Raw genomic sequence first — 14,036 nt, forward strand, 5'->3', positions numbered from 1 at the left:
TAAGCAGTACCATAAGTGGCAGCATGACATTCAATAAACCCAACCCACAATCTCTGGTTGTTTTTCTGAACCAGCATCAAAAACAGCTACATACGTTTGTAGTGGTTCTGCTTAGCTTGTACTTAATCGCGTTCGCCGCCAAGTTAATGTGGCAAATTATACCTGAACCACAGCTGTCTGCGACACCTAGTGTAACGCGTGCTCCAGTACTTTCTTCTGCGTCAGGCAAAAGTGGGGGCGACATACGCAAAATACAACAGCTAAATTTATTCGGAAATGCAGCAGCCAAGCCAAAGGTAGAAGCGGTTGTTGATGTTACTGATGCACCAGAAACCCGATTGAACCTTACGTTAACCGGTGTTGTAGCCAGCTCGGAAGTAGAAGCTGGTACTGCCATTATCGAAAACAGCGGCAGCCAAGCAGTTTATGGCCTTGGTGAAAAAATTGAAGGCACCAACGCAACGCTTCAAAAAGTGTACAACGACCGCGTAATCATTAGAAACGGCGTGCGTAACGAAACATTAATGCTAGACGGTATCGACTATGAAGAAGCGAATCGTCGACGTGAGCAGCTTGCACGGTTGCAGCCACAGCCAGAAGAAACGACTGATGACGATGAAGACGCTCGAGAGCTTAGCGATGAGGCACTAGAAGCCACCGCAGCCATTCGCGAGCGCCCAGCAAGTTTCACCGATTTTATTTCTATTTCGCCACAAACTAACGAAGGTCAGCTCATTGGCTATCAGGTTAGCCCTGGACAAAAACCTGAGCTGTTTAAGTCGGCAGGCTTACAAGCTGGCGATGTGATTACTGAAATTAATGGTTATGACTTAACAGACCTACAACAATCGCAAGAAGCACTTTCAGAGCTTCGAAGTGCACAAACCATAGCATTAACAATTATTAGAGATGACAGTTTAACTACCCTGTATCTAGACTTACCTGAGTCGTAGAACAATAGAAAGAACGGCAATGCAGGTAATAGGTAGTAAGCAGCGGAATATAACAACTACACCGCGCATCGACAGATTAGGAAATGAAGGAAGTTAGAATGAAAAGGCGCACTGGCCAAAAAATATTATCTCGCTTGGGCACGGCAATGTGTACAGCACTTCTGTGTTTCTCAGTAACAGCAGCTGAGTACATGCCTAACTTCAAAGATACCGACATTAATGAATTTATTAATATTGTAGGTAAAAACCTTGAACGCACCATTATCGTCGACCCAAACGTTCGCGGTAAAATTAGTGTTCGTAGCTACGATATGCTGAATGAAGACCAGTACTACCAGTTTTTCCTAAACGTACTACAGGTTTACGATTTTGCCGTTGTAGAAATGCCAAGCGGCATTTTGAAAGTGGTTCGTTCTAAAGACGCAAAAACATCAAACATCCCGGTTGTTGAAGGCGCAAACCGTGACGGCGATGAAATGATTACTCGCGTTGTGCCTGTTTACAATGTGCCAGTTCGTGAACTTGCGCCTATTCTTCGTCAGCTTAATGACCAAGCCGGCGGTGGTAATGTGGTAAGCCACGACCCTTCAAACGTAATGATGCTGACTGGCCGAGCTGCAGTAGTAAACCGTCTAGTAGAAATTATTGAACGCGTTGACCGTGCTGGTGACGAAGAAGTCGAAATTGTAAAACTTCGCTATGCTTCAGCCTCTGAAATGGTGCGTATTATCGACAGCATTAATAAGTCGCAGGGTAAAGCAAATACAGGTGGTAAGTCTGAGCCTCGTGCGGTTGCAGACGACCGAACAAACTCGGTTATAGTAAGTGGCGATGTAAAAGCCCGTCAGCGCCTTATTAACCTTATTCAGCGCATGGACCAAGAGCTAGAAACGAACGGCAACACGCGCGTTATGTTCTTAAACTACGCCAAGGCTGAAGACTTAGTACAGGTTCTACAAGGCGTATCGGCCAGCATTCAAGCAGAAGAACAAGGTGGTACAAACACATCACGTCGCTCAAGCTCAAATCGCGAAATCAGCATTGATGCGCACGAAGACTCTAACGCTATCGTAATTACCGCCGAGCCAGATATGATGCGCTCTTTAGAAGAGGTAGTTCGCCAACTAGACGTACGCCGTGCGCAAGTACAAGTTGAAGCCATTATTGTTGAAGTATTTGAAGGCGATGGCGCTACCCTTGGCGTACAGTGGGTATCCGAAGACGGCGGCGGCACGCAATTTAATAACGGTGTTATTCCTGTAGGCTCGCTTGCTGTAGCGCTTCGTCAAGCTGAAGACCGTGAAGTAAACCGAACTAACGTGACCGCAAATGGTGAAGTTGTTGAATCAACTGAAACTATTGAAGGCGATTTTACTAACCTAGCAAGCCTACTTGGCGGCGCTAACGGTATGATTGCGGGTATTATTGAAAATGGTTGGGGCGCGGTAGTACAAGCAGTCAGTACTGACACTAACTCGAACATTCTTGCCACTCCGCACCTAACTACCATGGATAACGAAGAAGCCTTCTTTATTGTGGGTCAGGAAGTGCCAATTATTACCGGTACTACAACTGGCGCGAACAACTCTAACCCGTTCCAAACGGTAGAGCGTCAAGAAGTAGGTATAAAACTTAAAGTTACCCCACAAATTAACGAAGGCGACGCAGTACAGCTGCTTATCGAACAAGAAGTATCAAGCGTAAGCGGTGCAACATCAGTGGATATCTCTATCAACAAGCGTGAAATTAAAACCACGGTAATAGTTGACGACGGCGGCACCATTGTACTTGGCGGCCTAATCGATGAAGACGTACAAGAAAGCGTATCAAAAGTGCCGTTACTTGGTGACATTCCGATTCTTGGACACCTGTTCAAGACATCATCTACCAGCAAGCGTAAGCGTAACCTAATGGTATTCCTTAAACCTACCATTGTGCGCGACGGTGCAACTACCAACGAAATAAGCCATCGTAAGTACAACTACATGCGTGCGCTACAGCTTAAGCGTCAGCAGGAAGGGGTTTCGTTAATGCCGTTTACCGACACGCCAAGCATGCCTGAGTGGAATGATGCATTATCACTACCGCCATCGTTTGAAGAGTACCTTCTAGAGAAAGAGAAACAAGAAGAAGGTAACGACTAATATGGCAGGGCAAGACGAACAAATTACTCAGGCTTTAGAAGCGCAAGAAGAAGCGCTTGAAGCCATGGGTGAAGAAGCTGGCTTGCCAGAGGCAGAAGCCGGCCCAAAACAGCTGTCGTTTAGTTTTGCAAAGCGCAATCAAGTGCTGTTGGAAACGAATGAAACACCTGCTGTGCTGTATTTTACAGAAAACACACCTTTTGATGTGTTTGCAGAAGTGCGTCGCTTTTACGGCGAGCCTTTTGTACCAAAAACCATTCCAGCTGATGAATTTGAAAGCCTGCTTACAAGCGCATTCCAACGCGACAGCTCGGCAGCTAAGCAGTTGATGGAAGACCTTGGTAACGAGAGTGATTTATTTGCACTGGCCGAAGACCTTCCCGATACCGAAGATTTGCTCGATAGCGAAGACGATGCGCCTATCATCAAATTGATTAATGCGATGTTAGGCGAAGCCATTAAAGAAGGGGCTTCGGACATTCACATCGAAACCTTCGAAAACCAGCTAGTAGTGCGTTTTCGTGTAGACGGTGTATTACGTGAAATTCTGCGCCCTAACCGCAAACTATCTTCAATGCTGGTGTCGCGTATTAAGGTAATGGCAAAGCTGGATATTGCTGAGAAGCGCGTACCACAAGATGGCCGTATTACGCTTCGTATTGCGGGTCGTGCAGTAGACGTACGTGTTTCTACTATGCCTTCAAGCCACGGCGAACGTGTAGTATTGCGTCTTTTAGATAAAAATAACGCACGCTTAAATCTTGAAGATTTAGGCATGACCCAACAAAACCGTGACCACTTCTCTAAGCTCATCAGAAAGCCACACGGCATCATTCTGGTAACCGGTCCTACTGGCTCGGGTAAAAGTACCACACTGTATGCAGGTTTAACCGAAATAAACTCGCGCGACCGCAACATTCTTACCGTTGAAGATCCTATTGAATTTGATTTACCGGGCATAGGACAAACACAGGTTAACCCTCGTGTGGATATGACCTTTGCACGCGGGCTTCGCGCCATTTTGCGTCAAGACCCTGATGTTGTGATGGTTGGTGAGATCCGGGATGTCGAAACTGCTCAAATTGCGGTTCAGGCCAGTTTAACAGGTCACTTAGTGTTATCTACGCTGCATACCAACACCGCAGCTGGTGCTATTACTCGATTAGAAGATATGGGCATTGAGCCTTTCTTGTTGTCTTCAAGTTTACTTGCCGTGCTATCGCAACGTCTCGTGCGAACATTATGCCCTGAATGTAAACAACCGCACACGCCAGATGCCTCTGAGCTAGAGGTCCTAGGTCCAACAGCCACCAGCGAAACAACCATTTACAGGCCTCACGGCTGCGCCGCCTGTAATCAAACGGGCTATCGCGGAAGAACCGGTATTCATGAACTGTTAATAGTTGATGAAAAAGTGCGTGAGATGATGCACGAAGATGTGGGTGAACAAGCGATAGAGCGCCACATAAGAAAAACAACACCGAGTATTCGTGAAGACGGTTGCAGTAAAGTGCTTGCCGGTGAAACCTCACTTGAAGAAGTATTACGAGTAACGAGGGAAGACTAGATGGCGGCGTTCGCTTATAAAGCGGTTGATGCCCGCGGTAAAAATTCTAGCGGTGTACTTGAAGGTGATAACCCTCGCCAAGTACGCCAGCAACTGCGTGAAAAAGGGCTTATTCCACTGGAAGTGGAGCAAGTTGCTGAACGCGCGCAGTCAAACGGCAAAGGGTTTACTTTTTCGCTGTTTAAGCCTCGCATTTCTGCGTCCGATCTTGCGCTATTAACGCGCCAGCTTGCTACATTGGTAGAGTCGGCTTTGCCCATTGAAGAAGCACTGCTTGCCGTTGCCGAACAATGCGAGAAGCCCAGACAGAAAAACATGATGATGGCCGTGCGCAGTAAAGTAGTAGAGGGTCACGGCCTTGCCGATTCATTGGGTGAATTCCCTAGTGTATTTGACGAGCTTTATCGCGCTATGGTTGCCGCAGGTGAAAAGTCTGGCCACTTAGATACGGTATTGAACCGTTTAGCCGATTATACCGAGCGTAGACAACAAACTCGCAGCCAAATTACTCAGGCCATGATTTACCCGTCGCTTATGCTGTTTTTTGCAATGGGCATAGTGTTATTGCTACTTACTGTGGTTGTTCCGAAAATTGTGGGGCAGTTCGACCATATGGGGCAAGACCTTCCCGGCATTACGCAGTTCCTTATTTCGGTAAGTACGTGGCTACAAGACTACGGCTTATTTATGCTGCTAGGCATTGGCATACTGTTGGTTATTATTCAGCGTATATTGCAGCAAAAACACATGAAGCTACGCTATCATCGCGTGCTTTTAAAACTTCCCTTAATTGGCAAAGTGTCTAAAGGTCTTAATACGGCACGCTTTGCTCGCACGTTAAGTATCTTAAGTGCCAGTGCAGTGCCGCTACTTGAAGCCATGCGCATATCGGGCGACGTACTGGAAAACCAGCACATTAAAAACCAAGTGTCTGATGCCGCTATAAACGTGAAAGAAGGTAGTAGCCTTCGCGCCGCATTAGACAACACAAAAATGTTTCCACCCATGATGATGCACATGATTGCATCGGGTGAAAAGTCGGGTGAGCTTCAGCAAATGCTGTCGCGCGCTGCAGATAATCAAGACAGGGAATTCGAAGCGCTTATTGGTGTCTCACTTAAGGTATTTGAACCCTTACTTATTGTGTCGATGGCAGGTATTGTTCTGTTCATCGTAATGGCAATATTGCAGCCAATTCTAGCATTGAACAATATGGTGAATATTTAATGAAAACTCTAAATCGCAGTTCTGGTTTCAGTTTGATTGAGGTCATGGTTGTACTTCTAATCATCGGTATTATGGCGTCTATGGTTGCACCGCAAATTTTAGGTAACCAAGAAGAAGCGCAGCTTAAAAAGGCAGCTGTTGATATTCAGCAAATGGAAAGCGCACTTGAAATGTACAAGCTTCGCAATAACCGCTTTCCAACAACTGAACAGGGCCTAGATGCATTGGTAAACCTACCAACTATCGACCCTATTCCACGTAACTACCCTGAAGGTGGCTTTATTAAACGCCTTCCAGAAGATCCGTGGGGCAACCCTTACGCACTAATTAGCCCAGGAGAATTAGGCGTGGTAGATATTTTTTCGAATGGCCCAGATGGCGAACCAGGTACTGATGATGATATTGGTAACTGGAACATCAACGAATACCTAAACTAAGTATTTATGCTACGCGGCGGCAGTACACACTCAAAAAAGGCGGGCTTCACACTACTTGAAGTCATGCTTGTACTGCTGCTAATTGGTTTAGCTGCTGGCTTTGTGATGTTTAACGCATTTGGTGCCAGTAAGTCTGACCTGCTTAAAAGCCAAGCGCAGCGGCTACAAGTTATTGTGGATATGGCAAGCGACTTTGCAGTGCTTAATCAGCAGCAGCTTGGCGTACGTTTTGAACAGCAACAAAACGAATACTACTTCGTTTACCTAGATGATGAAGACGATTGGCAACGCATCGAGGAAGACATTTACAGTACCTACACTCTGCCAGAACCTTTCACTTACGAGTTGAACCTAGACGACTTACCATGGGACGTTGAAGACCGCCTGTTCGACAGAGAGTTGTTTGACGAAAACTTAAGTGTGTCTGATGCGGGCGTTGAAATAGGCAACGAAGAAGAAAAGAAACTGCCTCCACCGCAAATCCTTATTATGTCGAGCGGTGAAATAACGCCTTTCGTGCTCTCGTTTAACTACGAAGGCGACGACGGTGAAGAACCAGTTTACTTCAGCCTTCAAAATCAGGAGCTCCCCCCGCTTTCGTTAGAAGGGCCATTGGAGTCGCCGTTGTTATGATGCGCTCAGAATACTCCACCGGCTTACCATCGCAAGTAAAAGGCCTAACGCTTCTTGAAGTTATGGTGGCCTTACTTATTTTTGCACTTACCGGCACCGCCATTTTAAAAGCGGCAGGCGAGCATTTATCTAGCGTAGGTCAAATCGAGTCGGTAACGTTCGCCAATTGGGTAGCAAGCAATCGCTTAAACCAGCTTCAGTTAGAAAATACTTGGCCGCCTAAAAACAACCTTAAGGGCAGCATGGAAATGGCCGACCGCACTTGGTATTGGCAGCAAACCGTCACCAAAACCAACGACAACGATTTGCGCGCCGTTACCGTTGCCGTGGGCGAAGATGAAAGCTACGGCAGCACGGTAACCTCGGTTACCACGTTTGTTGCAAAGCCCACAGAGTAATGAAGATGCAGCGCGGCTTTACGCTTATCGAAATTCTTATCGCTATGGCTATCTTCACATTGATAGGCCTCGCCTCTACGGGTTTGCTTACCACCGTAATTGACAGTAATGAAATTTCTGAAGAACGGTTTGCCAAACTGCAACTACTGCAGCGCGCCATGATAACCATTGAGCGTGATATTCAACAAGCGGTACCTCGCGCAGCCCGTGTTAACGGCGAAAAACAAGAAGTGGTTTTAGCCGGCGGTGAAATGGACGACAGTGACGACGACGGCATTGGTTTAGTAAGAGGTGGCTGGCATAACCCACAGCTAATGCTACCGAGAAGTACGCTGCAGCCTATTGTATACCGTCTGCGTGATAATAAATTAGAGCGCCTTTACAGCAACTATGTAGATAACGTTATTGGTCACGAGCCCAAAATACGCGTTTTGCTTGAAGATGTAGATAGCCTTAAATTTGAATTTGTAGCACCGACAGACACCACCAGCAATACGGTAAGTAATAAAGAAATAAACTGGAGTGAAAGCTTTAAAGGCACCGGTCTTCCCAGAGCCGTGGCCATTGAGTTTGTCAGTAAAGATTTTGGCCGAATTCGCCGTGAATTCACGCTAGTAACGGATTCAAGCCAATGATGCAGGTGAAAAACATATCAACGCTATCATCTCCACCCGCTAAACAGCGTGGTGTAGCGCTTATGATAGTGCTTATGATTGTGGCTTTGGTTGCCGTGCTTGCTACGGAAATGGGTACACGACTGCAGCTTCAAGTGCAGCGCACTATGAACTTAAAAGACAATAATCAGGCTTACTGGTATGCGCTAGGTGCCGAAGCATTCGCACGTAAATCAATTCAAAGCTTGGTAAAAGAAAGCCCAGACACCATTTCACTGGACCAACCTTGGGCACAAGAATTTCGCTATCCGTTAGAAAATGGCGGGTTAATTGCCAATTTAGAAGACATGCGATCGTGCTTTAATTTAAATGCTATTGTTAGTGGCGGTCAAAACCAGAATCAAAGTGCAAACAGCAGTAACAACACCACCGAGGCCATGGAAGCTTTTCACGGTATGCTATTGGCACTTAACATAGATGGTCTTGATAACTACACAGCAGACACTCTTCGCGACAGTCTTGCCGACTGGGTAGACGACGATGACAACACGCGCGCTTACGGTGCCGAAGACAGCGAGTACGAATCAAGGGAATTTCCATACCTTGCGGCTAACGGACCACTGACATCGAAAAGTGAATTGCGTATTATAAACGGTGCGTCACCACAGTGGATAAATGAGCTGATGCCACTGGTGTGTGTAGTACCAGACAATAGCGAACTAAAAATTAACGTTAATACGCTAGAAACAGAAGACGCCGCATTGCTTGCAGGGCTTACTGGGCTCGATTTACAACAAGCATCTAGTTTGATTAATAGTCGGCCACCAAGTGGTTGGGACGACAAAGGTGATTTTTTAGCCGAACCAAGTATTCAAGCACTCAGTATGTCGAATACGCAACAAGACTGGTTCGACGTAAAAACTGAGTATTTTATGTTGCACACAAAAACACAGTACAACAAAGCAACTTTTAAGCTTTCCACCGTGTTTCACGTGAATACAGATAACGCTGTAAGCATTGTGAATCGCGAGTTTGGGGGAACCTATTGATGGAACAACTATTGGTGCGCCTTGGCGCCAACCACCACGATCCCATTAGCTGGCTGGTGTATTCGCAAACAGAGAATGAAATTATTGCCTCTGGCGAATTACCCGATGCAGACGCTCTGTCTTCACTTACCGAGCGCGCAGGTCAACGGGCTGTTATTGCCCTTGCGCCTAGCAGTGAAATACTACTTAAATGGGTAACGCTGCCTCCGCGTGCAGGACGAAAAGTACTGTCGGCATTGCCATTTATGCTGGAAGACGAACTTGCAACCGACATTAGCGAGCAGTTTTTTGCCATAGGCCCAAAGCAAGGTGATGAACAAGCAGTAGCCATTGTTAGTCATGAAAAAATGCAGCAGTGGCAGCAATGGCTTAGCGACGCCAACTTATTTTGCGACACCATAATTCCAGATGTACTAGCTGTACCAGTAACAGAAGGTGGCTGGTCGGTACTCACACTAGGAAATCAGCTATTAGTTCGACAAGACGCGTTTAAAGGTGTTCAAGGCGAGCAAGACTGGCTTCTACCCACGCTGGCTCACTTTACCGCGCAAAACGAAGCGCCCATTGCAGTAACCAACTTTGCGGGTATTGATTTAAGCTCACTACCTAATATAGAGGAAGCAGAGGCGCCACTAGAGCTGCCTATGCAGGTGCTTGCGAAAGAAGCGATGAGCGGCGGATTTAACTTGTGCCAGGGTGAATACAAAGTAAAACGCAAGCGTTCGGGTGCCTTTATGCAGTGGCGCGTTGCCGCCATTCTTGTGGTTATTGCCTTAAGCACAAGTCTTATCGATAAAACCGTTACCCTTTATCAGCTTGAATCACAAAACGAAGCACTGAGTGCTGAAATTAAACAAGCCGTAAAAGCAGGTTTTCCTAACCTTCGCGGCTATCGCAATGCACGTCTTGCCATTGAAGGTGAATTAGCCAAGCTAGAGCAAGGCGGAGGCAATGCTACGCTGTTAGTTATGCTAGACCAACTTTCTCCCGCTTTTGCCGCTACCGACGTAACACCACAAACACTGCGTTTCGATGCGTCACGCACCGAAATAAGAATGCAGGCGCAAGGCAAAAACTTTGAAGCGCTAGAGCAATTTAAACGCTCAGCGGAAAGTGCAGGCTTTACCGTAGAGCAGGGCGCAATAAACAACCGCGATAACGGTGTGGTTGGTACAGTATCGATTAGGAGCGCGCTATGAATGCACTACTAGAAAAATTTAAAGCGCTTACCGAACGTGAGCAAAAGCTGGTTATTGCATCGGCCGTCATGGTTGTTGTGGCTATCTTTTATTTTGCTATTTGGTCTCCGCTTAATGCTGCGCTAGACAAACAAGAGAAGCTTTTAAACAATCAACAGTCTTTACTGACTTGGGTTAAAGACAGTGGCGCACGGGCAGCGTTATTGCGTCGCAGCAGTGGTGGCAAACGCAGTTTAAGTGGCTCGTTACCGCAGGCGGTTAACCGCACCACATCAAAACACAATATTGCCATTACGCGTATGCAGCCTCAGGGAGCTGAGTTGCAAGTATGGGTAGATCAAGCCCCCTTTAACGACGTACTGGCTTGGCTTCAGTCTATGGAAAGCATGGGCGTTGTCATTCTTCAGGCCGACATTGCAGAAGCCGATGACGCTGGATATATAAAAATTCGCCGATTACAGTTAGGTAGATCATGAAGTTAAAAGTTACATGGGTAATAGGCGGTGTTATTGCCTTTTTGCTGTTTGCCATTGCGTATATGCCCGCCGTTCACGTACTTGGACGTATTAACCTACCGAGCAACGTTGCTGTAGCTAACATAAGCGGTACGTTGTTTAGCGGAAAGGCTCAAACCATTGTGGTAGATGGCTTACCTATTAACAACGTGAAGTGGGAACTTAACCCACTCTATATGCTGTTAGGCAAAATTAATGTAAACGTAAAAGGCGGTAATATTCGTGATAAAAACGATATTGCGTTTGAAGGCCCAATTACCACCGGGCTGTTCAGCCAAACACGTGTTAAAACAGAAGATTTCACTTTGTACTTACCGGTAGATCGCGTTATTGCCAAAGTACGCTTACCACTTCCTGTGAACGCTGGCGGACGCTTTAAGCTACAGCTTAATGAACTGGCTTTCGGGCCCACGTGCTTAACATTGAGTGGTAAGGGCGACTGGCTAAACGCTACTGTAGCAGGAACACAAGGGCCTATTGATTTCGGCACTTATTCTGCCACGCTTCGCTGTGAAGGCGACGATTTTGGCATTGTAGTAAAAGAGCCGAACCTGTTAGGGCTTTCAATGGATGTCATTGTGGCGCCTGACATGAAGAAAATAAAAGTGAGCGGTAAATTTAAGCCCGATTCAAGCTTGCCGAATGAGGTACATCAAGCGTCGCGCTTATTTGGTACCCCAAATGCCAGTGGCTATATTCCCATTGATATTAAATAGTTACTAAACATAAAACTCAAGACACACTGAAACTGCCTTGAAAAAAGGCACTGGAATACAACAGCACAAAGGACTGTAATATGAATAAGCCAGTTATTTTCGGCGCCGGTGCAGCAATAGTTGCACTTGGTGCTGCGCCCTATTTTATTGGAAACAGCGTTCAGCAACGCGTCAATGCCGCCATAACAGGCATCAACGATATGCCCGTTTACTCTGCGAATGTAGTTTCCTATGAGAAAGGCTGGTTTTCCTCTACCGCTGATATCGAACTCGCATTCGATTTAAATGCTCTTATGGCTGCGCAACAGCTTGACCCTCAAGAAGTGCCTACCGAAGAAAACCCTTCAATAATGGCCACATTAGTGGCGCATCACGGCCCAGTATTTTTTAGTAACGATGTAGGTATAGGGAAAGTACAGTACACAGTGTCTATTGATGCTGAAGCGCTACGTGAGCATATGAGCTGGGACAAAAACAAACCGCTGTATATCAATACCGGTGCTATTGGCTTACTAGGCGGCTTGGCTTATAGCGATGAAATCCCGGCATTTGTTGCAGAAGGAGAGGATGGATTTTCTGCATCATTTTCTGGCTTCATGGGCAAGGCTAATCAACAAGGCGAGAACATCGTTTATACGTCAGACAAAAGTACATTCGCAATGAGCGACAACACCTTTTCTTTCAGTATGAACGACCTTGATATGACAATGACGTTCAAAGGCGACTTTATGAAGGCGCTAAAAGGTGAACTTTTTGAATCAGAGGCTACAGCAAACATCGCTAGCATCATTGTTGCAGGGCTTGATGAACAAAAAGGTGAAGTGAAGTTAGACAAACTATCATTTGTCACCAATACAGAAATAAACGAGGCAACAAATACCGCTAATGTGTATGTAGAATACGCACTAGAAAAAGCCGTTGGGCCAGACATGGAAGCCAGCGATATGGCGCTGGGGTTAGCCGTTAATAACCTAGAGCTAGACTTTGTCAAAGCCTATCAAGAATTCAACAATAACGCGCTTACCGTGCCTGCCGACCAGCTAGGTGAACAATTGAAAGATTTTGTGCAAGATAACTTGTTAAGTCAGTTACAAGTAGAACCTGAAATTAACATCACAAAGCTGAAAGCAACTGTGCCAGAAGGTTCGTTTACCGCTCAAGCAAACACAAAGCTTGTGGGAATCACTGCATTGCCAGGCACTATGGAAGACGTAGCATACTGGATATCGCACCTTTTAGCTGATGCTAGAATATCGGCCGATAAAGCATTTGCTGAGAGTATGACGTCGGGCTATGTGATGGGGCAAATTTTGGCAAATCCGCAGGCGCAGAACATGTCCGCTGAAGAAGTGAAAGCGGCTGCCGATCAACAAGCTCCAATGATGCTAAACGCGTTCGCTGAACAGGGTTTTCTTAAGATTACCGAACAAGGCTACGAAACCGATCTTGAATTCAAAGATGGTAAAGCGACAGTAAACGGTACGCCGGTTCCGCTACCTTTTGCTCCTCAATAGGCACTTCTAAATTACACCATCTCAAGTGAACATCGCGCTTATTCAAGCGTGATGTTCATTAACTCTTTTGCTGCATACACTCGCCCCGGTGCCACAACCGTCATCGCTTCAACCAGCGCCTCTAGGCCAGCCTCACTGCGCTTCATTATATGCGACACTAGTACCTGCTTTGCTTTAGAGTCTTTGGCTATTTGAATAAGCTGTGTGGGCGTCATATGAAGGTTTTTTGCCGCATTTCCCGCATTATCGGGAATAGCGTTGTGCAAAATAAGTAAATCTGCGTTTTCGGCAAATGCCGCCAGCGCATTGCTAGCATCATTGGTATCGCCAGAAAAAACAATACTGCATCCGTTGGCGATAACCTTCCACGCCAGTGTAGGAATAGGCCCGTGAGGCACAGAGAGTGCTTTGGCTGTGATATCCGGCGCTATGGTGGCAAAAAGCGGCTCTGATGCTGTTGCACCGGTAACATCTGTAGTTACGATGGTGTAGTCGTCCTCACCGTCTTGCGTATACGAGGATAAATAACGAAAAGCGCCTTCATCGCCTAATAGCGTATCAACGTAAGTGGATGTTGCTGGCATTACGTCGTTACCTGCAGGGCCAAAAATCATTAAATTGTCTTGCCTGCTAGTGAAGTAGCTACCCTTAATATAGCTGGGTAAGTCTGCGGCATGGTCGGTATGTAAATGCGACAATAACAGGGCATCTATGTCTTCAAATTGCGCACCTGATGCACCGAACTGAATACTACTGCCACTACCCGCATCTATAATCACTCGTGCCGTATCATTTACCCACATTAGGTAGCCGCTCGACGTGCGGTCATCGTCCAGCTCTGGCCCACCAGAGCCTAGAACTTGAACCGACACGTCTTTACAAACGCGGTTGTCGCTAGTTTGAAGAGCAGCGCCATCATCTTCGGCTGCACCTTTATCTGCACCCAAATTTAAATCAGCAGCAAGTGAAGGTTCATGTGCAGCAAACACGTTTGCAACAAGCCCTATACTTACCAGAATAGCGCAGCTTAATGGTGTTTTACGCAGTTTCATCTTCACTCCCTGCGGCAC

The 14,036-nt window shown here is 46.4% G+C and carries 14 protein-coding genes; 13 read left to right on the top strand and 1 reads right to left on the bottom strand.

The window, feature by feature from the left end; translation table 11 throughout:
- The first annotated feature begins 23 nt into the window (after positions 1 to 23).
- The 13 genes from gspC to ACGHAV_RS03720 all read left to right on the top strand — a co-directional run bounded on the left by gspC (position 24) and on the right by ACGHAV_RS03720 (position 12,966).
- Entirely contained in the window at positions 24 to 953 is a 930-nt protein-coding gene (gene gspC, locus ACGHAV_RS03660; protein WP_390376580.1) for a type II secretion system protein GspC, read from the top strand.
- Between the two features lie 98 nt (positions 954 to 1,051).
- Positions 1,052 to 3,097 (top strand): type II secretion system secretin GspD, encoded by a 2,046-nt coding sequence (gspD, locus tag ACGHAV_RS03665; RefSeq protein WP_390376583.1) that lies wholly within the window; start codon positions 1,052 to 1,054, stop codon positions 3,095 to 3,097.
- A 1-nt stretch (position 3,098) separates the two neighbouring features.
- Positions 3,099 to 4,664, top strand: coding sequence for a type II secretion system ATPase GspE (gspE, locus tag ACGHAV_RS03670; RefSeq protein ID WP_390376586.1), 1,566 nt, complete (start codon positions 3,099 to 3,101; stop codon positions 4,662 to 4,664).
- The gene (gspF, locus tag ACGHAV_RS03675) at positions 4,665 to 5,891 is read left to right on the top strand and encodes a type II secretion system inner membrane protein GspF (protein WP_390376589.1); all 1,227 of its coding nucleotides are present in this window, start codon (positions 4,665 to 4,667) and stop codon (positions 5,889 to 5,891) included.
- Entirely contained in the window at positions 5,891 to 6,328 is a 438-nt protein-coding gene (gene gspG / locus ACGHAV_RS03680; protein ID WP_334014006.1) for a type II secretion system major pseudopilin GspG, read from the top strand. The genes gspF and gspG overlap by 1 nt, the downstream gene beginning before the upstream one ends.
- Positions 6,329 to 6,334: 6 nt before the next feature.
- Positions 6,335 to 6,961 carry a type II secretion system minor pseudopilin GspH gene (gene gspH, locus ACGHAV_RS03685; RefSeq protein WP_390376593.1) on the top strand — a complete coding sequence of 209 codons (627 nt, stop codon included), beginning with the start codon at positions 6,335 to 6,337 and terminating at the stop codon, positions 6,959 to 6,961.
- Positions 6,958 to 7,359: a type II secretion system minor pseudopilin GspI gene (gene gspI, locus ACGHAV_RS03690; RefSeq protein WP_390376596.1), complete on the top strand. Its 402-nt coding sequence runs from the start codon at positions 6,958 to 6,960 to the stop codon at positions 7,357 to 7,359. Before gspH ends, gspI begins: the two co-directional genes overlap by 4 nt.
- 5 nt (positions 7,360 to 7,364) lie before the next feature.
- Complete coding sequence (gene gspJ, locus ACGHAV_RS03695) at positions 7,365 to 7,994, top strand: type II secretion system minor pseudopilin GspJ (protein ID WP_390377000.1); 630 nt, start codon at positions 7,365 to 7,367, stop codon at positions 7,992 to 7,994.
- Entirely contained in the window at positions 7,994 to 9,022 is a 1,029-nt protein-coding gene (gene gspK, locus ACGHAV_RS03700) for a type II secretion system minor pseudopilin GspK (protein ID WP_390377003.1), read from the top strand. The genes gspJ and gspK overlap by 1 nt, the downstream gene beginning before the upstream one ends.
- Entirely contained in the window at positions 9,022 to 10,221 is a 1,200-nt protein-coding gene (gene gspL / locus ACGHAV_RS03705) for a type II secretion system protein GspL (RefSeq protein WP_390376599.1), read from the top strand. Before gspK ends, gspL begins: the two co-directional genes overlap by 1 nt.
- A complete protein-coding gene (gene gspM / locus ACGHAV_RS03710) occupies positions 10,218 to 10,697 on the top strand; it encodes a type II secretion system protein GspM (protein ID WP_390376601.1) in 480 nt (159 codons plus the stop codon). Before gspL ends, gspM begins: the two co-directional genes overlap by 4 nt.
- Positions 10,694 to 11,452, top strand: coding sequence for a type II secretion system protein N (locus ACGHAV_RS03715; RefSeq protein WP_390376604.1), 759 nt, complete (start codon positions 10,694 to 10,696; stop codon positions 11,450 to 11,452). Before gspM ends, ACGHAV_RS03715 begins: the two co-directional genes overlap by 4 nt.
- Positions 11,453 to 11,532: 80 nt before the next feature.
- Positions 11,533 to 12,966: a YdgA family protein gene (locus ACGHAV_RS03720; protein ID WP_390376607.1), complete on the top strand. Its 1,434-nt coding sequence runs from the start codon at positions 11,533 to 11,535 to the stop codon at positions 12,964 to 12,966.
- A 38-nt stretch (positions 12,967 to 13,004) separates the two neighbouring features.
- Here ACGHAV_RS03720 and ACGHAV_RS03725 read toward each other — a convergent pair whose 3' ends face one another.
- Complete coding sequence (locus tag ACGHAV_RS03725; RefSeq protein ID WP_390376610.1) at positions 13,005 to 14,018, bottom strand: MBL fold metallo-hydrolase; 1,014 nt, start codon at positions 14,016 to 14,018, stop codon at positions 13,005 to 13,007.
- Between the last annotated feature and the right edge of the window lie 18 nt (positions 14,019 to 14,036).

This window comes from Alteromonas sp. MTD1 (assembly GCF_042848195.1).
Classification (GTDB): Bacteria; Pseudomonadota; Gammaproteobacteria; order Enterobacterales; family Alteromonadaceae; genus Alteromonas.